Origin of the sequence: Amycolatopsis pithecellobii, assembly GCF_009707865.1 — a bacterium.
In the GTDB taxonomy this organism is placed as follows: Bacteria; Actinomycetota; Actinomycetes; order Mycobacteriales; family Pseudonocardiaceae; genus Amycolatopsis_E; species Amycolatopsis_E pithecellobii.
In genome coordinates, this window is record NZ_WMBA01000030.1 from 20,026 (window position 1) to 39,184 (window position 19,159).

The following is a 19,159-nucleotide window of genomic DNA, read 5'->3' on the forward strand; positions in this document are numbered from 1 at the left end:
CGGACGTCAGCCCTCGCCGAGTACGTCGCGAAGCTTGCGGGCGAATGCCTCCGGTCGCCCCGCATATCCGTTTTCGCCGCCGAGGAAACCGCCGTGATGACTGGGAAAAACGGTCGCTTGCGTGCCGAGCCGGGCGGCCAGGGCGAGCGACGTCCGTCCGGTGAAGAGACCCGCCGACTCTTCCCCCACAGCGATCACGACACGTGTCGGTGCGGCGGCGAGTGCGCCGAAATCGGGTTCGTAGCTGGTGACCGCCCATGACCGGTCGGACAGCAGCGGATCATCGCGGGTGCCGTCGTCATCGGTGGGCAGCCCGAACTGAGCGGGATCCGCGGCCGGCTGCGCGAAGTAGTCGTCGGTGTATTCGCCTTGCCACGAGGTCATCACGATGAAGGCGGCCATCCCGGCGCCGAACCCCTTCGCCTCGTACGCATTGAGAAAGCCGGTGCGGGCCCGCTCGGCAGCGATGGCGTCGGGAAGCACCGCAATAATCGGCGGCTCATGCGCGACGAGCGTGCTCACGTCATGCGGGTGCGTCGCCACCAGCGCGAGCGCGGTCACTGCACCGCCGCTGCTCGCGAACATTTCGACCGGCCCAGCGCCGAGTGCCTCGATGAGCGCGTGCAGGTCGCGGGCCTGCACCTCGGGAACATGATCGGTCCGGCCGTCCTTGCGAGTGCTGCGGCCGATGCCACGCGGGTCATAGGTGACCACCGTGCGGTCGGGAAAGTAGGACGCGAGCGTGCCGAACCCGTCAGCGGCCATCGGCTGCCCGACCATGAACAGGGGCGCCTGCCCCGCGGTGGGCAATGGGCCGTGCAGGTCATAGGCGAGATCGACTTCGGGCGTCTCGAGAATATGCGTCGTCATGCCGGTGCAGACCCACCACACACCGGGAACTCATCGCGTGAAGTCGGACTAGTTCAGCTCGCCACTCTTGCGTAGTTCGCGCAGCTGCCGCTTGAGGTCGTCCACGTCCCACCGGTGATGCCCACCGGCTGTCGTCAGCGTCGGTTCCACTTTGCCATCCAAGACCCAGCGCGACAGCGTGCGTCGGCCTACGCCGATAGCTGTTGCTGCTTCGGCGGTCGTCACGAGTCGGCCAGGACGGGACACTTACGCACTGTTGCGCACACTTGGCTCGTTAGGCCAGTTGAGTGACTCAGATGACGCAGAATAGAGCGACTTAGCGCGCTTTGGCGCGGTATGGCTCATTTTGCATTCAGCGGAGGTTGCGCAACTGCTGCTTGAGGTCTTCGACATCCCACCGATGATGACCACCGGCCGTGGTCAGGGTGGGTTCGACCTTGCCTTGCTGCACCCAGCGCGACAAAGTACGTCGGCCCACACCGATAGCTGCCGCAGCTTCGGCGGTCGTCACAAGCTGGCCAGAAGGAGGCACTTACGCACTGTTGCGTACGTTTGACGCGTTAGGCCAGTCGAGTGACTCAGTTGTCTCGGAATAGAGCGCCTTGTCGCGGATTGACGCGCCTATGTACTCTTGACTCATTTGGCGCACTTGCCGTTGAGGCACATGGGGACATAGTCCAGCGGAGGCACCGTGAGGGGAATTCACAAAGATTTCGATCCGAAGGGTCGCGAGTATGTATACGAGGCAATGGCCAACCACATCGCCGCCCGGATCGAACGAGGCGACTTGCCGCCAGAGTCTCCACTACCCTCGGAACGTCGGCTGGCGGACGAGTATGGCGTTTCACTCGGCAGCGCGCGGCACGCTACGCGAATACTCCGGTACCGCGGCCTGGTCACAACAACCCGCTCGAAAGGAACGTTTGTCGCAGAGCAGAGCAAGCGGCGAAGGTGAGATCCGTGGTACGTGAGGATTTCGGCCGGCCTGAATTAAAACGTTCAGGAAATTCCTACTGCTATATACAGGTGGCGGAGCAACTGGCTGCGCTCATTGCCGGCGGTGACCACCCGCCCGGCACCAGCCTGCCGCCGGAGCGGGATATGGCACTGCACTATGCCGTTTCGACAAACACAGTGCGCCTGGCATTGGACGAGCTACGCCGGCGCAACCTTGTCGAAACGGTTCCCTTCAAAGGCACATTCGTTCGGGAAGATGTCGAGCCTGCTTTACTGCGCGAACTGCCGAGCGGCTTGGCAGATCCCAACAACTCGGACGGTCACACCTGCTACCGATGCGGGAAAACGGCAGACCTGTACAGCCTGGACCTGAACGACAAATTGTGGTGGACCTGTACCGACCATCACGGTCGCCTCATGCAGGAACTTCTGCGCGGCCGGCGCCACCATGGGGCATACAGGTGACACGGCTGCCGGACCTGGCCTTTGTCATGTCCCTTAAAGGGTGGAGCTGAGGGGAATCGAACCCCTGACCCCCGCCTTGCAAAGGCGGTGCTCTACCAATTGAGCTACAGCCCCGGGACGCGGGCGGAACCCGCGCGAGTTCAGTTGTTCTGGCCGGCACCCGTGGCGTGCGCCGGGGTGGTGCCGTTCGTGGAGACTGAGCCCAGCGGCTTACCCGTCGGGGCGGTGGTCTCGCGCCAGAGGTCGGCTTCGGCCTTGGCGTCCTTGTTGCGCTTGATGACGAACAGCACACCACCCGCGACCGCTGCGAGCGCCAACAGCTTCTTCACTTGAAGCCCCTTATTCCGACGTTTCCGCTGACCTCAAGATGCTACCGGACAGCCCGCATCGGCCCGACACCCCGTTCCACGTGGAACCATGCTTGACCTTGACCTCGGGGCAAGCGCCACGGTGTCGGATGTGAGGAGGGTGAGCATGGAGTTGCTGACCATCGGCGCCTTCGCGCGGGCCGCACGCCTGTCACCGAAGGCACTGCGGCTGTACGACGAGCTCGGCTTGCTCCGACCGGCGTCCATCGATCCTCGTTCCGGCTACCGCTGGTACTCGCCGGAGCAGCTCGACCACGCTCGGCTCGTTGCCTCGCTGCGACGGATCGGCATGCCACTCGCGCGGATCAAGATCGTGTGCGAGCTCGACAATGCCGGTGCGGCAAGGGAAATCGCCGCCTACTGGCGTCAGGTCGAGGCCGATATCCGGTCGCGGGCGAAGCTGGCTTCCTTCCTCATCGAACAGTTGTCGAGAAAGGAAGCGCCCATGTCGCCACTGACCATCCGGTACGCCGTCCACTCCGACCGTGGCCTCGTCCGTGAGTCCAATCAGGACGTCGCCTACGGGGGACCGCATCTGCTCGCCGTCGCTGACGGGTTCGGCGCCGAGTCGGAAGAACGCCTGGCGAGCTCCGTCGCGATCGACGCGTTGAAGCACTTGGACACGACCGTCCCCGCCGGCGACCTGCTCAACGCGCTGTCCGACGCGGTCGAACGCGCCGGCACCGCGGTGCGGGGACTCGGCGCGGGCGTCGGCACCACGCTCACCGCGCTGCTGTGGTCGCGTCCGCGGCTCGCGCTCGTGCACATCGGCGATTCGCGGGTGTATCTGCTGCGCGGCGGCCGCCTCAGCCAGATCACGCAGGACCACACGCTGGTCCAGTCGATGATCGACGAAGATCGCCTCACCCCGGAGGAAGCCGCGGCGCATCCGCAGCGGGCGTTGCTGGTGAAGGCCCTTCACGGCGGTAAGACCGCCGAACCCGATATCGAACTGCGTGCAGCCGAGCCCGGTGACCGCTATCTGTTGTGCTCTGATGGCTTGCACACTGCCGTCACGATGGACGCGTTGCACGAGGTGCTGGCTACAACCGCGGACCCGCAGCAGACGGTCCGTGAACTCGTCGACAGTGCGAACCGCCACGGCGGCGCCGACAATGTCGCGTGCGTGGTCGCCGACGTTGCTTGATCAGGCGCGGATCGCCTGCACGTCCAGCTTGATCTCCACCGTCGAGCCGACCACGGCGAGTCCCTTGGCGAGGGTCTGCTGCCAGTTGATCGTGAAGTCCTCGCGATGCAGTTCCGTTGTGGCACGGGCGCCGAGTCGGTCGCCGTTCCACTCGCGCAGCCCCAGGTAGCCGGCGTCGAGCCGGACGCCCCGGCTCGCGCCACGCAGGTTCAGGGTGCCGTCGAGAATCCAGCGGTCACCGGCGGCACGCTGGATCTGGTTGCTGAAAAAATGCAGCCGCGGGTAGTTCTCCACGTCGAGGAAATCCGCCGAGCGCAGGTGTTCGTCCCGTTGTGGGGAACCGGTGTCGATGCTGGCCGCCTCGATGACCACCTCGACGGATGAGTCCTCGATCCGCTCGCCGACATTGATGCTGCCGCGGAAACGCGTGAAATGCCCGTGCACGCGCGACAATCCGATGTGCCGGGCGACGAACCTGATCGATGTGTGGGGCTGGTCGAGAACCCACTCCCCGGGTTCGGGCAGCCGCAGGCTCATGTCGGGCTGGAGCGCCAGCTCACCCAGCGCGGTGTGGTCGCCGCTGACGACCTCGATGTTGTGCGTGGACTCGCGGTAGCCGCCCGCGTTGATCGACACCGCGTACACACCGGCGCTCGCCGTGGTCACCACGAGCCCGTAGTCGTCCGCGGTCGCACGCGTGACCCGCGGTGTCCGCTTGTGCCGCAACACCATTTCGGCGCCGGCCAGCGGTTTCCCGTTCTCGTCACGAACTCGGGCACTCACCAACCCGGCACCGATGTCGAACGTCACCGGCTCCCCCTGCCGGCCGTCCCTGCGCAAACGGCCGAACATAACCACACTCCCGTCGCTCGCCAATGTCCGAACGGACACTAACCAAGCACAAAAGAGCACCACCCCTGATGTAACCCAAACCACAGAAACCTGGACGAAACAAAAAGGAAGCAAGAGAAAGGTGGTCTCGTCGTCGGGCGCACGCTCAGGGGCGTACGCGAATGACGGTCTTGCCTTTACGTCGCTCGATCGGGTTGAGCGCGGGGATGGCGTCGTCGAGGGTCGTGCCGGCTCCGATGTGCGTGCGAAGGCGCCCGTCCCGCACCCGGTCGACGATCTCCACCAGCTGACTCGGGACGGACTCGACGACGAAGTCGATCGCGAGGCCGTCGACAGGGCGGGCCTCGGCAGGGCCGACCACCGACACCAGCGTTCCGCCAGGCCGGATGATGCTCGCCGAGCGCCGTTGGATGTCACCGCCGATGACATCGAAGACCAAGTCGACCCCGCCGATGTCGTCGAGATCCTCGTGGTCGAGGTCGAGGAACTCGTTCGCGCCGAAGTCAAGCGCCGCCTGGCGGTCCGCTGCCCGCCCGGTACCGATGACGTAGGCGCCGAACTCCCGGGCAAGCTGCGTCACCACCGACCCGACCGCGCCGGCGGCGCCGTGGGCGAGGACGCTCTGCCCCGCCTGGAGACGGCCGTGCTGGAGCAGGCCTTGCCACGCGGTCAGGCCGGAGATCGGCAGACTCGCACCCACTGTGAAGTCGACGTTCCCCGGCAGCGGCGCAAGGTTGCGTGCCTCGACGGCCGTGTACTCGGCCAGGGTTCCATCGCGGTGCCAGTCAGTGATCCCGAATACCCGCTGTCCCAGCGAAAGTCCCGTCGTGCCGTAGCCGAGGGAGCTGACCACCCCGGCGAACTCGTGGCCGATGATCGCCGGGACTCGATCGTGACCGGAGCGGTCGACCCATGTCGAGGGCCACTCCCACTCGGCCGGGACGAAGCCTGAGGCATGGACTTCGACGACGACGTCGTTGATCGCCGGTGTCGGCTCAGGCCGCTCCGCGAGTGTGATCCCGGCAGTTTCCGCAGCCCGGTCGGTCGCGACGATTGCCTTCATCGGTACCTCCGTAGGTCTCTCAACAAGGCGACATGCTCCTCGCCCAAAGTCGCCCGCGCCATCGCAGCGGTGAAAGAAATACCGCCGGGCGAGGCCCAGCAGGCCGATCCCTACTAATCTAAAACCCCGGCACGCTGTTTCGACTGATCAGCGTACCGGGGTAATGGTGGGCCCAGGAGGACTTGAACCTCCGACCTCTTCGTTATCAGCGAAGCGCTCTAACCGCCTGAGCTATGGGCCCGTGAACGAAAGAAAGACTACAGGACGCCTTTCACTCCCGTTCAGAGAGGGTGACCTCAAGGCCACCGGCCAAATCGGCGGACACGTTGTAGATGAACGCGCTCACCGTGGCCAGCGCGGAGAGCAGCACGATGTTGATCGCGCCGAGGATGGCGGCGATGCCGAACACCCGGCCGGCGCTGATGAGTGGCTGGGCCGGGGTGTCGCCGCCGTCGCCGGAGACCAGTGACGAGTACGTGCCGTTCAGCTTGTCCCACACGCCCATGCCGTCGAGCACCGTGTACAGCACGCCGACCGCGACCAGCCACACGAAGAACAGCGCGACGCCGAGGACGAGCGACAGTTTGAGCACCGACCACGGGTCGAACCGCTTGATCTGCAGACTCGCACGGCGCGGGCCGCGGCCGGGGCGACGGAGCGCGCTGGGGGTTCCGCGGCCCTTGGCCGCGGCGCCCGGCACGTTCACGGTGTCCTGCCCCCTCAGCCCGGCAAAGGGATCTTCCCGCGGCTCGGCCGGCCCGCCGAACAGCCCGGCCGCCGCGCTGCCGGTGACCACCGTCGTCTGGTCGCCACCGGTGCCTTTGGAGTCATGCGCATTTTCCCCGGCCTGGCTGCTCGGAAGCCACTGGGTCGGGCCTTCGGCCGTGCCGTTGCCGTTGTCCTTGCTGAGCCGCTGCCACGGCGGCGCCGCCTTGTCACCGGCCGCCGCGGGCGATTCCGAGTTCTCGGGCGAAGTCACTCAATAAATCCTTACGCTTCAGGCTGCTGAGCCTGTGCTCCGGTCTCGTCTTCGTTGCCTTCACCATTACCGACGTCCGAGGGTTCGTCGGCGTTGCGTGCCACCGCAAGAAGGGTAGTGCCTTCCCCGAGGTTGATCAGCCGCACGCCCTTCGTCTGCCGTCCGGTCTTGCGCACCCCTTCGGCGGTCGTCCGGATGACCCCGCCGTTGGAGGTGATGGCATACAGCTCGTCGTCCTCGTCGACGATGAGCGCACCTACCAGCCTGCCACGCTTGCGGTCGTGCTGGATGGTCAGCACACCCTTGCCGCCTCGGCCCTGCACCGGGTAGTCCTCGATCGGTGTCCGCTTCGCATACCCGCCGTCGGTCGCGACCAGCAGGAACTTCTCCGGCTTGACCACGTTGAGCGCGAGCAGCTCGTCGCCGTCGTTGAACCGCATGCCGAGCACACCGGACGTGGCGCGGCCCATCGGCCGCAGTGCTTCGTCGGTGGCGTGGAACCGGATCGACTGCCCTTCCGCGGAGACCAGCAGCAGGTCGTCGTCGGGCCCGGCGAGCACAGCGCCGACCAGTTCGTCGCCTTCGCGCAGGTTGACCGCGATGAGGCCGCCCGCGCGGTTCGAGTCGAAGTCGCTGAGCTTGGTCTTCTTGACCAGGCCCTTGCGGGTGGCCAGCACGAGATACGGCGCGACCTCGTAGTTCGGGATCTCGATGACCTGGGCGATTTCCTCGTCCGGCTGGAACGCCAGCAGGTTCGCGACGTGCTGGCCACGCGCCGCCCGGTTCGCCTCGGGCAGTTCGTACGCCTTCGCCCGGTACACGCGGCCCTTGTTGGTGAAGAACAGGATCCAGTCGTGCGTGGAGCACACGAAGAAGTGCTGCACGATGTCGTCCTGCTTGAGCTGCGCGCCCTGCACACCCTTGCCGCCGCGTTTCTGCGAGCGGTACAGGTCCGTCTTGGTGCGCTTCGCATAGCCGGTGCGGGTGATGGTGACGACCACGTCCTCGACCGCGATCAGGTCCTCGACCGAGACATCCCCGTCGAACGGGATGATCTGGGTACGCCGCTCGTCACCGTACTTTTCGACGATCTCGGTCAGCTCGTCCTTGACGATCTCCCGCTGCCGCTCCGGCCTGGCGAGGATGTCCTGCAGATCGGCGATCCGCTCCTCGATCTCGGCCAGTTCGTCGATGATCTTCTGCCGCTCCAGTGCGGCCAGCCGGCGCAGCTGCATGTCGAGGATCGCGGTGGCCTGGATTTCGTCGATCTCCAGCAACTCGATCAGGCCGGCGCGCGCCTCGTCGACGGTCGGCGACCGCCGGATCAGCGCGATGACCTCGTCGAGCATGTCCAGCGCCTTGACCAGACCACGCAGGATGTGGGCCCGCTCCTCGGCCTTGCGCAGCCGGAATCGGGTGCGCCGGATGATGACGTCGATCTGGTGGTTGACGTAGTGCCGCACGACCTGGTCCAGTCGCAGCGTGCGCGGCACGCCGTCGACCAGGGCCAGCATGTTGACGCCGAAGTTGTACTGCAACTGGGTGTGCTTGTAGAGGTTGTTCAGCACGACCTTCGCGACCGCGTCCCGCTTGAGCGTGACCACGATCCGCATCCCGCGACGGCTGTTGGACTCGTCGGCGATATCGGCGATGCCGGTGAGCTTGCCGTCCCGGACCAGCGCGGCGATGTTCTCCACCAGGTTGTCCGGGTTGACCTGGTACGGCAGTTCGGTGACGACGAGGATCGTGCGGCCCTTGAGGTCCTCGTCGACCTCGACAACGGCACGCATCCGCACCGAACCACGACCGGTGCGGTAGGCCTCCTCGATCCCGGAGTTACCGAGGATCAGGCCCTTCGTCGGGAAGTCCGGGCCCTTGATGCGCATGAGCAGGGCGGCGAGCAGCTCTTCCTCGCTCGCGTCCGGGTTCTCCAGCGACCAGATGACGCCCTCGGCGACCTCCCGCAGGTTGTGCGGCGGGATGTTGGTCGCCATCCCCACCGCGATCCCCGAGGTGCCGTTGACCAGCAGGTTCGGGATGCGGGACGGCAGGACGTCCGGTTCCTGCGTGCGGCCGTCGTAGTTGTCCGAGAAGTCGACGGTCTCCTCGTCGATCTCGCGGAGCATCTCCATCGCGAGCGGGTCCAGCCGCGACTCCGTGTACCGCATCGCGGCGGCGGGGTCGTTGCCTGGTGACCCGAAGTTGCCTTGGCCGTCGATGAGCGGGTAGCGCAGCGACCACGGCTGGGCCAGTCGCACCAGTGCGTCGTAGATCGCCGAGTCACCGTGCGGGTGGTAGTTGCCCATGACGTCGCCGACGACGCGCGAACACTTGTTGTATCCGCGGTCCGGCCGGAAACCCGAGTCGTACATGGAGTACAGGACGCGGCGGTGCACCGGCTTGAGACCGTCGCGCACGTCCGGCAGCGCCCGCGACACGATCACGCTCATCGCGTAGTCGATGTAGGAGCGCTGCATCTCCTGCTGGATGTCGACCGGCTCGGTGCGGTCGTGATCCGGCGGCAAGGTTTCCGTCATGAGGTCCTTCTCGAAGGAAAAACAGAGTCAGTGCACTGTGGACATACGAGTGGTCAGACGTCGAGGAACCGGACGTCCTTGGCGTTGCGGGTGATAAACGAGCGGCGTGCCTCCACGTCCTCGCCCATCAGTACGGTGAACAGCTCGTCGGCCGCGGCCGCGTCGTCGAGCGTCACCTGCAGCAGCAGCCGGTGCGCCGGGTCCATTGTGGTCTCCCAGAGTTCTTCGGCGTTCATCTCGCCGAGCCCCTTGTAGCGCTGGATCGCGTCGTCCTTCGGCAGCTTGCGGCCGGCTTCGGCGCCGGCGGCGATCAGCCCGTCGCGCTCCTTGTCGGAGTAGGCGTACTCCGGATCCGCCCGCGGCCACTTGATCTTGTACAGCGGCGGCTGCGCGAGATAGACGTGGCCGTGCTCGATGAGCGGCTTCATGAACCGGAACAGCAGCGTCAGCAACAGGGTGCGGATGTGCTGGCCGTCCACGTCAGCGTCGGCCATCAGCACGATCTTGTGGTAGCGCAGTTTCGAGAGGTCGAAATCGTCGTGGATACCGGTGCCCAGCGCGGTGATCAGCGACTGCACCTCGGTGTTCTTGAGTACCCGGTCGATCCGGGCCTTCTCCACGTTGATGATCTTGCCGCGGATCGGCAGGATCGCCTGGAACCGTGACTCGCGGCCTTCCTTGGCCGAACCACCCGCCGAGTCACCCTCCACGATGTAGAGCTCGCACTCCTCCGGGTCCGTCGACTGGCAGTCCTTGAGCTTGCCCGGCAGACCGCCGATCTCCAGCGCTCCCTTGCGGCGCACCAGATCCCGCGCCCGTCGCGCGGCCATCCGCGCCTGCGCGCTCGCCACAGACTTGTTGATGATCGTCTTGGCTTCGCTGGGATTGCGCTCGAACCAGTCGGCGAGCCATTCGTTCGTTTTGGTCTGGACGAACGACTTCGCTTCGCTGTTGCCCAGCTTCGTCTTGGTCTGGCCTTCGAACTGCGGCTCGGCGAGCTTGATCGACACGATGGCCGCGAGGCCTTCGCGCACGTCCTCGCCCGAAAGGTTCTCGTCCTTGTCCTTGAGCAGCTTCTTGTCCCGCGCGTACGCGTTGACGACCCGTGTGAGCGCCGCACGGAAACCTTCTTCGTGCGTACCGCCTTCGTGCGTGTTGATGGTGTTCGCGAAGGTGTGCACCGATGGCGTGTAGGAGTTGTTCCACTGCATCGCGACCTCGATCTCGAGGCCCTCGCCCTTGGCTTCGAACGAAATCACGCTCGGGTGGATCGGATCCTTGCTGCCGTTGATGTGCTTGACGAAATCCTCGAGCCCACCCGGGTAGTGGAACACCCGCTCCTTGAGGCGCGCCTGCTGACCGTCCACATCGGACTCGGCGTCCGCTTCGGAGACTCGCTCGTCACGGAGGCTGATGTACAGGCCCTTGTTCAAGAAGGCCATCTCCTGCAGGCGGCGCGCGACCGTCTCGGCGTTGTATTCGGTCGTCTCGAAAATGTCCGGGTCGGCCCAGAACGTGACGATGGTGCCGGTGTCGTCGGCGGGGCCGACGTCGATCAGCTCGCCCGGCTCGGAGCGGTCGTAGTGCTGGCGCCACAGCCGCCCGTCGCGGCGGATCTCGACGTCGAGCGCGGTGGACAGCGCGTTCACCACCGAGACACCGACACCGTGGAGACCACCGGAAACGGCATAGGAGTCGCTGTCGAACTTGCCACCGGCGTGCAGCACGGTGAGCACGACCTCGACGGTCGGCCGCCGTTCCTTGGGGTGGATGTCGACCGGGATGCCGCGGCCGTCGTCGACGACCCGCACACCGCCGTCCGCGAGCAGGGTCACCTCGACCCTGGTGGCGAACCCGGCCATCGCCTCGTCGACAGAGTTGTCCACGACTTCCTGGATAAGATGGTGGAGACCGCGCTCGCCGGTCGAGCCGATGTACATACCGGGACGTTTCCGGACGGCTTCGAGACCCTCGAGCACGGTGATGGAGGACGCGTTGTAGTCGTTCTGCTTGGCTGCCACAGGCCTGCTTTCTCCTCAGTCTCGCCCAAGGGACCCCGCTCCCTCGTACAGTCTACTTGGCCACCTCTGCTCAGGTGCGGCAAGGACACCCCTAGTTTCCCCACAGAGCGACGAATTCGAAGTCGGTTGAGTGACGAGATGGATGCGCGTCAAGCCGCGGCATCGTGGCGCGTTCAGATGTCAGCCGTAAGTGTCGCGGGGACCCCGGCCCGGGATGTGCCGGGCACCTTTGCGCCAGCTCGGTGCGGTGGGCCCGTGGATGCGCATCCGCTTCACGACGCCGTGCCCGACGACCGCTGCGATCTTGGTCAGCAACTGCCCCTGTAGCAGGCGCAACTGGGTGGCCCAGGCGGTCGAGGTGGCCCGGACGGTGAGCTCGCCGTCCTTCAGGGAAACAGGCTGGGCGTGCTCCGCGACCTCGTCACCGACCAACTTCGCCCACTGACCGAACACCTGACCGTCGTTGAGGCGCTGCGACCAGCCACGATCGGCCGCGAGCCGCGACATCAGGCGGCCGAGCGGCTGGGGGTCGCGGTGGTCCGCGCCTGGTCCGGACCAGCGACGACGCCGCGGATTCTGGCCGAACTCGGCCGCCGTGCGCTTGCGGACGCCGGGCTCGGACCCCCTCGACTCGGCCTTGGCGCGTGCGGCGGCCAGGGCCTGCCGCGCCAGGTCGCGGCCGGACACGTTCGGCCCACCGGTGGTGTCACTCTGTGTTGACGATATGGTGTCTTCGGCCGGAAGAGGCCCCATCTGGGCGCTGGAATGTGACTCATCCGGCCTCTTGATCACCGGCGGCGATGACAAGTTCACCGTGTTATCCACACTATCCACAGACTTGTCCCCAGATAGGTGGGTAAATCTTGTGGCCCCGGTCACTCGCGGTGGGCGAGCCGCTCTCGCTGGTTCCTCCTCAACCATGCCTGACCTCCCCGTTCGAGACCGTGAACCGGGTGCCCGATAGCTCTTCGGGCACGTCCTCATCCACCGCGGCCGTGATCAACACCTGTTCGGCGGCCGCCGCCACCTCGGCGAGCCGGGCCCGGCGACGGCGGTCCAGCTCGGCGAACACGTCGTCGAGCAGCAGTACTGGCTCGCCGTTCTCGCTGCGCAGCAACTCATAGGACCCGAGCCGCAACGAGAGCGCGAACGACCACGACTCCCCATGACTCGCATACCCCTTCGCAGGCGCGTCGCCCAGCACCAGCTCCAGCTCGTCACGATGCGGACCGACGAGGCTCACTCCCCGGTCGAGCTCGGCCTGCCGCACCTCGGTCAGCGCGTTCAGGAGGATGTCGGTCAGCTTCTCCGGATCGGCCCGCTCACCGTCGGACTTTCCATACCCGTGCGGCAGTCCTTCGCCGAGGCTGGACCGGTACGAAATGATCGCCGGCCGCGAGTCCGGCGCGACTCCCAGATACGCGGCCGAGGTATGCGGCCCGAGGTCGGCCACGAGGTCGAGTCGCGCGGCGAGCAGCTGCGCGCCGACCGTCGCGAGGTGGTTGTCCCACACTTCGAGCGTCGAGAGCGCGTACGGATCCTCACGCGTTCCTTTTCTCTTACCCGCCGTTTTCAGCAAGGCGTTGCGCTGGCGCAGCACGCGTTCGTAGTCCGACCGCACCCCCGCCCAACGCGGCGCGCGCAACACCAGCAGCTCGTCGAGAAACCGCCGGCGCTCACCGGGATCACCGCGCACCAGCGCCAGGTCCTCCGGTGCGAACAACACGGTGCGCAGGATGCCGAGAATGTCCCGCGGTTTGCCGACCGCGCCGCGATTGACCCGTGCGCGGTTCGCTTTTCCCGGCGTGATCTCCAGTTCGATGGTCAGCTCGCGGTCGTCGTTGACCACGGCCGCCCGGACCAATGCGCGCTCACACCCGTGCCGGACGAGCGGCGCGTCGCTGGCGACCCGGTGTGAGCCCAGCGTCGCGAGATACCCGATCGCCTCCAGCAAGTTGGTCTTGCCGCGGCCGTTCGGCCCAATCAGCACCGTCGGCCCCGGCGTCAACGGCAGGTCCGCATGCTCCCACGAACGGAAGTCGGTGACCTGGAGATGACGGAGGTACAAGACGCGCCTACTGACCGACCTTCTTGACGGCGTGCCCGCCGAACTGGTTGCGCAACGCGGCGACCGCACGCATCGCGGCGGAATCCTTCTGCCGCGAGGAAAACCGCGCGAACAGCGCGGCCGAGATCACCGGCGCGGGTACCGCATTGTTGATCGCCTCTTCCAGCGTCCACCGGCCCTCGCCCGAATCCTCGACATATCCCTCGAGATCGTCGAGCTCCGGATCGTCGTCCAGCGCCCGCACCAGCAGATCGAGCAGCCAGGACCGGACCACGGTGCCGCGCTGCCACCCCTTGATCACGGCGGGCACGTCGTTGATCACATGCGCGGCTTCCATCAGCTCGAAGCCCTCGGCGTAGGCCTGCATGATCCCGTACTCGATACCGTTGTGGATCATCTTCGCGTAGTGCCCGGCACCGACCGAGCCCGCGTGCGAAAACCCTTCCTCGCGCGGGCCGTCCGGGCGCAGCGAATCGAAGATGGGCATCGCGCGCTCGACGTCCTCCGGCGCGCCGCCGACCATCAGGCCGTACCCGTTTTCCTTACCCCACACGCCACCGGACACTCCGCAGTCGAGATAGCCGATCTTCTTGGCCGCCAGTACCTCGGAGTTGCGCTGGTCATCGGTGAACTTCGAGTTGCCGCCGTCGATCACCAGATCGCCCTCGGACAACAGCTCGCCGAGCTCGTCCACGGTGCCCCTGGTCGGGCCGCCGGCGGGCACCATGATCCAGACGATCCGCGGTGCGGCGAGCTTCGAGACCATGTCGGCGAGGGAGCTTGCGTCACTGACTTCGGCGTTGCGGTCGTAGCCGACCACCTCGTGCCCGTCGGCCCGCAACCGCTCACGCATGTTGAAGCCCATCCTGCCGAGGCCGACGAGTCCCAGCTGCACCATCGAAATCCCCTTCTGGTCGCGCGGTTTCCGGTCAGCCGGGCAGGCGGACCGGCATCAACAAGTAGAGGTAACCAGGAACGACCTGGCCCTGTTCGTCCGCGGGCTTGATCAGCGCCGGCCGGTTCGGGGTGGTGAAGGTGAGCTCCGCCCGGTCGGCGTGCAGTGCGCCGAGACCGTCGACGAGATAACCGGGGTTGAACGCGATCGTCACCGGCTCGCCTTCATAGTCGACCGGCAACTCTTCCTCCGCGCTGCCCTCGTCGTCACCACCCGCGGACAGCCGGAGCAGACCGTCCGCGAACTCGAGCCGCACCTGCGTACCCCGCTCGGCGACAAGCGACACGCGCTTGATCGCCTCGGTCAGCGGGGCGACGTTGATCACCGCGCGCGACGTGTGCTGGGCGGGCAGCAACTGACGGTAGGGCGGGAACTCCGCGTCGAGCAGGCGGGTGGTCGTATACCGACCGGAACCGGCGAGACCGAGCAGACCCTCACCGCTGGCGAGGCTGAGCGAAACCTTCGCCCCGCTCGTGCCGAGCGACTTCGCGGCTTCCGCGAGCGTGCGCGCCGGGACGAGGACGGCCGCGTCATCGAGCCCCTCGGCCGGCTCCCAGGTGAACTCGCGCATCGCGAGCCGGAACCGGTCGGTCGCGACGAGGGTCAGCGAGCTGCCCGAGATTTCCAGCCGCATCCCGGTCAGCATCGGGAGCGTGTCGTCCTTGCCCGCGGCGACGGCGACCTGGGTGACCGCCTGGCCGAATGCTTCACCCGCGACCTCACCGGCCAGCGCGGGCTGGGCGGGCAGCGCCGGGTAGTCCTCGACCGGCATCGTCGGCAGGGAGAACCGGGCGTTGCCACAAGTGATGGAGGCGCGGGCACCATCGACGAAGATCTCCACCGGCTGGGCCGGCAGCGACTTGGTGATGTCGGCGAGGAGCCGACCGGACACGAGCAGTCGCCCACCGTCGGCGATCGTCGCCGGGACACCGACCGTGGCCGAGACCTCGTAGTCGAACCCGGACACGGTGAGTGCGTCGGTCGTCCCGTCGGAACCGGCATCGAGCAGGACGCCGCCCAGTACCGGAACAGGTGGCCTCGACGGCAGGCTGCGGGCCACCCAAGCGACGGCGTCGGCCAGCCCATCTCGCTCGACGCGGATCTTCATGCGCCCATCCTTTCGACGGCCGAGCCACCCCTTGGGCTCGAGAAGGTCGGCAAACGGCCCTGGACGCGCGATGCTCAGCACGGTGACCAGGGATCTCGTTGTGTGGTGGAGCCCGGAGCCGATGTCGCCAACGACCTGCGGGCTTGGGTGTGGATACCCACGTTAGAACGTGACCCGGCCCGCCGTCATTCGGGGCAGCCCATCGACATGTCGACAAGACGTCCCGCCTTGGCGGGTTGTCCCCAACTCCACAGCTCGCCTGTTTTTGCTTTGAAAGATCTTCTTGAAAGAACAAAGGCAGTAACAGTAATAGGGGCTGTGGATTCTGTGGATTTCTGTCGTCGTCGCAGGTCCGTAGGCGTGGCGGCCTGTGGATACCTGGGGACTACTTCGGTGGATGGTTTGGGGGTCTCCGTGGACAACTTCGAGCGGTCCCCAAACCATCCACAGCTATCCACAGTTGTCCACACATTCTTCCCCAGTTGTGGGCGAAGTTGTACCCAGCCACCGCGTCCGGACGCGGCGTTCGAGACTTCACCCCCGTGAGCGAACGCCGCCGCCTTTCGATGCCTTGTCGTTATTGGCATCACAAGCGGTTCTTGCCGGATACCCTTGGGACACAGGCATAAACGCGGCATGACGCGGTGCACTGTCCTACTTGGACCAATCAGCTTTTGCCCGATAGGGCAAGGAGACTGCGCACCGAAAAAAAGACAGCCGCGGTAGACCGCGACTGTCCGAAGTGGATTGAAGGATGCGCTACTGGCGGGCGCGCTGCTTGATGCGGAAGGTCAGTTCCTGCACCTGGTCGTAGATCCGCCGGCGCTCGGCCATCTCCTTACGGATCTTCTTGTCCGCGTGCATGACCGTCGTGTGGTCGCGGCCGCCGAACGTCTGCCCGATCTTCGGCAGCGACATGTCGGTCAGTTCACGGCACAGATACATGGCGATCTGCCGGGCCGTGGCGAGCGCTTTGGTCTTCCCGGGACCACACAGATCGTCGATCGTCACGTCGAAGAACTCGGCCGTCGTCGCCATGATCGTCGGTGCGCTGATCTCCGGGACCTGTGAATCCGGGATGAGATCGCGCAGCACGATTTCGGCGAGGCCGACGTCGACCGGCTGCTGGTTCAGCGAAGCGAACGCGGTGACGCGGATGAGTGCGCCCTCGAGTTCGCGGATGTTCGCCTCGACCCGCGACGCGATGAACTCCAGCACCTCACCCGGCACCGCGAGCCGGTCCTGCGCGGCCTTCTTCCGCAGGATCGCGATCCGGGTTTCCAACTCGGGCGGCTGGATGTCGGTGATCAGGCCCCACTCGAACCGCGTCCGCAGCCGGTCTTCCAGCGTCTCCAGGCGCTTGGGCGGCCGGTCGGAGGAGACCACGATCTGCTTGTTCGCGTTGTGCAGCGTGTTGAAGGTATGGAAGAACTCCTCCTGAGTTCCTTCCTTGCCTTCCAGGAACTGGATGTCGTCGACGAGCAGGATGTCGATATCCCGGTAGCGGCGCTGGAACGCCACCTTCCGGTCGTCGCGCAGTGAGTTGATGAAGTCGTTGGTGAACTCTTCGGTCGACACGTAGCGCACGCGCATGCCGGGGAACAGTCGCTGGGCGTAGTGCCCGACCGCGTGCAGCAGGTGCGTCTTGCCGAGGCCCGACTCACCCCAGATGAACAGCGGGTTGTACGCGCGGGACGGTGCTTCGGCCACCGCGAAGGCGGCCGCGTGCGCGAACCGGTTCGAGGCGCCGATGACGAAGGTGTCGAACGTGTACTTCTCGTTCAGGCGCGTCTTCGACGTCTGCGGTTGTGCGGGCGCGGTGTACGGCTGCCCGGCGATCGGCTGCCCCGAGAACATCGGCCAGATCTCGTGCGCGGCGGCGAGCGCCTCGCCTTCCTCGTCGACCTCTTCTTCGCTGTCGTCCTCGGGGATGATCGGCTTGCTCGGCTCGGCCTGGACGCGGCCGCGTCGCACCGGCGGGAGTATCCCGTCCTCCAGCGGCGGCAGCACCGGGCGCGTCGGCGCATCCGCGACCGCCCTGTCCACTCGCGGGGGCGCCGGGGCGTACTGCGGCGCGGGGGCGACCTCAGTGCTGTCGACCTTCACCGCGAGTGACACCGGGCGGCCGAGCCGCCGGGACAACGCGTGGGTGATGGGCTCACGCAGCGCGCGCTCGATCGCTTCCTTCGCGAAGTCACTGGGGGCGGCGAGCAGCGCGGTGCCGTCGAGCAGGCCGATCGGGCGCGTGACGCGCATCCACGCGCGTTGCTGCGGGGAGAGAGTGCCATCGGACAGTTCGCGAACGACCTGGTCCCACACGACGCCCAGATTCATCTGGTGCTCGGACACCGAATTCGCTCCCCTCCCCTCGTCCACCCCAGACGAAATCGCCCTGGCGGCGATGTTCCCACCCGATCGAGCGGGTTCCCGCGGCCGCGCGGAGTGACCGCGCGCAGCAGCCATCCACAGAGTTGTCCACAACTGTGCACTAATGTACGGCGGCCCACAGCGACTCCACCTGCGGGTCGAAACTACGCCAGCCAGAGCCTCCACACCTTTGACGGCGGTGCCTACCCCCACGAACGGGTGACTCAAGAGGAGACACGCTAACAAGGCTCGGGCTGTCAGACAAGTCGCTTGCCCCAGAAGGATTCCACGCTCTACGCGGAGTCGCCACCCGGTCCGAGTCCGTGCTGATGGGGGCCGGTTGCCGGGGTCGGAGAACGAGTGCGTACCCTCGTAAAGTCACCCCGCTTGCCGCGGGCACCTTCGCGTGTCCGCGTTCGCGAGCCGGTTTGTCGAGACCAGGAGAAGCAGAGTCGTGAGCAAGGGTAAGCGCACTTTCCAGCCGAACAACCGCCGACGCGCCCGCACGCACGGATTCCGGCTGCGCATGCGCACCCGTGCCGGCCGGGCGATCCTTTCGGCCCGTCGTCGCAAGGGCCGCGAGAAGCTGTCCGCCTGACCGCGCCACCTCCAGGCGCACCGAATGCTGCCCCCGGCCGCGCGTCTGCGGCGAAGTGAGGACTTCCGTGAAGTGATGCGCCGGGGGTCCCGCGCGGGGCGGCGACGTCTGGTCGTCCACGCGTTGCAGGCCAGAGACCCCCCCGCCGGTCACTCACCGCCACCCTCAACGGAGACGCAGGGCGTCGCTGATTTGTCCGGAGCACCGTCGCGGGCGGGTTTTGTGGTGAGCAAGGCGGTCGGGAACTCCGTCGTCCGGCACAGGGTGAGCAGGCGGCTGCGGCATCTGGTGGCCGCCCGGCTCGGAACCGTCCCGCCCGCCACGGCGTTGGTCATTAGGGCATTACCGTCGGCGGCCACGGCGTCGAGCGCCGAACTCGGCGCGGACATCGACGCCGCGCTCGTGCGGTTACGCCTCCTTCCGGACCGCCGCACTGACCGGCCCGGCAGTGACCACACTGACCACGACAACGATGGGCCTGCGGTGTGAACGAAGACACGGCCGCGATCGGCGACGGGACCGAAGAGGTCATCCGCCCTGGCCCGGTTGCCCGGGTCTTGCTGCTCCCCCTTCGCTTCTATCGCAAGTTCATCTCCCCCTACCTCCCGCCGAGCTGCCGGTTCTATCCCAGCTGCAGCACGTACGCGGTTGAGGCCCTGACCCGGTTCGGCGCTGCCCGCGGTTCCTATCTCGCGTTGCGCCGACTGCTGCGGTGCGGCCCGTGGACGATGCCCGGCCGCGACCCGGTGCCCGAGACGTTCTCCTGGCGCCACACCAGACCTGGTTTGTCAACCGAGGAGTAGC

General features: G+C 66.4%; 20 protein-coding genes and 2 tRNA genes. 6 read left to right on the plus strand and 16 right to left on the minus strand.

Annotated features, from left to right (window positions below; genetic code table 11):
* Positions 1–6 precede the first annotated feature (6 nt).
* The 3 genes from GKO32_RS19400 to GKO32_RS19410 form a co-directional block, all read right to left on the minus strand.
* On the minus strand, positions 7–870 hold the full coding sequence (locus GKO32_RS19400; protein WP_154758299.1) for an alpha/beta fold hydrolase: 864 nt from the start codon (positions 868–870) through the stop codon (positions 7–9).
* A 48-nt stretch (positions 871–918) separates the two neighbouring features.
* Entirely contained in the window at positions 919–1,116 is a 198-nt protein-coding gene (locus tag GKO32_RS40555; RefSeq protein WP_376765978.1) for a helix-turn-helix domain-containing protein, read from the minus strand.
* Between the two features lie 106 nt (positions 1,117–1,222).
* Positions 1,223–1,402, minus strand: coding sequence for a helix-turn-helix domain-containing protein (locus tag GKO32_RS19410; RefSeq protein ID WP_312868136.1), 180 nt, complete (start codon positions 1,400–1,402; stop codon positions 1,223–1,225).
* Positions 1,403–1,618: 216 nt separating this feature from the next.
* On the opposite strand from GKO32_RS19410, the gene GKO32_RS19415 reads away from it, so the two are divergent.
* Both GKO32_RS19415 and GKO32_RS19420 read left to right on the plus strand, forming a co-directional pair.
* Positions 1,619–1,825 (plus strand): winged helix-turn-helix domain-containing protein, encoded by a 207-nt coding sequence (locus GKO32_RS19415; protein WP_154758341.1) that lies wholly within the window; start codon positions 1,619–1,621, stop codon positions 1,823–1,825.
* 5 nt (positions 1,826–1,830) lie between these two features.
* A complete protein-coding gene (locus tag GKO32_RS19420) occupies positions 1,831–2,292 on the plus strand; it encodes a winged helix-turn-helix domain-containing protein (RefSeq protein ID WP_312868137.1) in 462 nt (153 codons plus the stop codon).
* A gap of 41 nt (positions 2,293–2,333) precedes the next feature.
* On the opposite strand, the gene GKO32_RS19425 is transcribed toward GKO32_RS19420, so the two are convergent.
* Together GKO32_RS19425 and GKO32_RS19430 are read right to left on the minus strand one after the other, a co-directional pair.
* Positions 2,334–2,406 (minus strand) — tRNA-Ala (locus tag GKO32_RS19425).
* A 26-nt stretch (positions 2,407–2,432) separates the two neighbouring features.
* Positions 2,433–2,621 carry a DLW-39 family protein gene (locus GKO32_RS19430; protein WP_312868138.1) on the minus strand — a complete coding sequence of 63 codons (189 nt, stop codon included), beginning with the start codon at positions 2,619–2,621 and terminating at the stop codon, positions 2,433–2,435.
* A gap of 145 nt (positions 2,622–2,766) precedes the next feature.
* Here GKO32_RS19430 and GKO32_RS19435 point away from each other — a divergent pair, with 145 nt between their 5' ends.
* Positions 2,767–3,807 (plus strand): MerR family transcriptional regulator, encoded by a 1,041-nt coding sequence (locus GKO32_RS19435; protein ID WP_154758300.1) that lies wholly within the window; start codon positions 2,767–2,769, stop codon positions 3,805–3,807.
* Here the strand turns inward: GKO32_RS19435 and GKO32_RS19440 are convergent, their stop codons facing one another.
* The 11 genes from GKO32_RS19440 to dnaA all read right to left on the minus strand — a co-directional run bounded on the left by GKO32_RS19440 (position 3,808) and on the right by dnaA (position 17,739).
* Positions 3,808–4,617, minus strand: a complete 810-nt coding sequence (locus tag GKO32_RS19440) for a YceI family protein (protein WP_312868139.1) — start codon at positions 4,615–4,617, stop codon at positions 3,808–3,810.
* A 187-nt stretch (positions 4,618–4,804) separates the two neighbouring features.
* Positions 4,805–5,722 carry an NADP-dependent oxidoreductase gene (locus tag GKO32_RS19445; protein ID WP_154758302.1) on the minus strand — a complete coding sequence of 306 codons (918 nt, stop codon included), beginning with the start codon at positions 5,720–5,722 and terminating at the stop codon, positions 4,805–4,807.
* 164 nt (positions 5,723–5,886) lie between these two features.
* Positions 5,887–5,963 (minus strand) — tRNA-Ile (locus GKO32_RS19450).
* Between the two features lie 30 nt (positions 5,964–5,993).
* A complete protein-coding gene (locus GKO32_RS19455; protein WP_312868140.1) occupies positions 5,994–6,701 on the minus strand; it encodes a DUF3566 domain-containing protein in 708 nt (235 codons plus the stop codon).
* 11 nt (positions 6,702–6,712) lie between these two features.
* The gene (gene gyrA, locus GKO32_RS19460) at positions 6,713–9,238 is read right to left on the minus strand and encodes a DNA gyrase subunit A (RefSeq protein WP_154758303.1); all 2,526 of its coding nucleotides are present in this window, start codon (positions 9,236–9,238) and stop codon (positions 6,713–6,715) included.
* Positions 9,239–9,291: 53 nt separating this feature from the next.
* Positions 9,292–11,259 carry a DNA topoisomerase (ATP-hydrolyzing) subunit B gene (gene gyrB / locus GKO32_RS19465; protein ID WP_312868141.1) on the minus strand — a complete coding sequence of 656 codons (1,968 nt, stop codon included), beginning with the start codon at positions 11,257–11,259 and terminating at the stop codon, positions 9,292–9,294.
* A 180-nt stretch (positions 11,260–11,439) separates the two neighbouring features.
* Entirely contained in the window at positions 11,440–11,946 is a 507-nt protein-coding gene (locus tag GKO32_RS19470) for a DciA family protein (RefSeq protein WP_312868142.1), read from the minus strand.
* A gap of 226 nt (positions 11,947–12,172) precedes the next feature.
* Entirely contained in the window at positions 12,173–13,327 is a 1,155-nt protein-coding gene (gene recF / locus GKO32_RS19475; protein ID WP_154758305.1) for a DNA replication/repair protein RecF, read from the minus strand.
* Positions 13,328–13,334: 7 nt separating this feature from the next.
* Complete coding sequence (gene gnd / locus GKO32_RS19480) at positions 13,335–14,231, minus strand: phosphogluconate dehydrogenase (NAD(+)-dependent, decarboxylating) (protein WP_312868164.1); 897 nt, start codon at positions 14,229–14,231, stop codon at positions 13,335–13,337.
* 25 nt (positions 14,232–14,256) lie between these two features.
* Complete coding sequence (dnaN, locus tag GKO32_RS19485) at positions 14,257–15,390, minus strand: DNA polymerase III subunit beta (RefSeq protein ID WP_154758307.1); 1,134 nt, start codon at positions 15,388–15,390, stop codon at positions 14,257–14,259.
* Between the two features lie 759 nt (positions 15,391–16,149).
* Positions 16,150–17,739 carry a chromosomal replication initiator protein DnaA gene (gene dnaA / locus GKO32_RS19490; protein ID WP_312868143.1) on the minus strand — a complete coding sequence of 530 codons (1,590 nt, stop codon included), beginning with the start codon at positions 17,737–17,739 and terminating at the stop codon, positions 16,150–16,152.
* 472 nt (positions 17,740–18,211) lie between these two features.
* On the opposite strand from dnaA, the gene rpmH reads away from it, so the two are divergent.
* The 3 genes from rpmH to yidD are packed head-to-tail and all read left to right on the plus strand — an operon-like array spanning position 18,212 to position 19,158.
* A complete protein-coding gene (gene rpmH / locus GKO32_RS19495) occupies positions 18,212–18,355 on the plus strand; it encodes a 50S ribosomal protein L34 (RefSeq protein ID WP_017985946.1) in 144 nt (47 codons plus the stop codon).
* 24 nt (positions 18,356–18,379) lie between these two features.
* Positions 18,380–18,844 carry a ribonuclease P protein component gene (gene rnpA, locus GKO32_RS19500; protein ID WP_154758308.1) on the plus strand — a complete coding sequence of 155 codons (465 nt, stop codon included), beginning with the start codon at positions 18,380–18,382 and terminating at the stop codon, positions 18,842–18,844.
* The gene (gene yidD, locus GKO32_RS19505; protein WP_312868144.1) at positions 18,841–19,158 is read left to right on the plus strand and encodes a membrane protein insertion efficiency factor YidD; all 318 of its coding nucleotides are present in this window, start codon (positions 18,841–18,843) and stop codon (positions 19,156–19,158) included. Before rnpA ends, yidD begins: the two co-directional genes overlap by 4 nt.
* Position 19,159 lies beyond the last annotated feature (1 nt).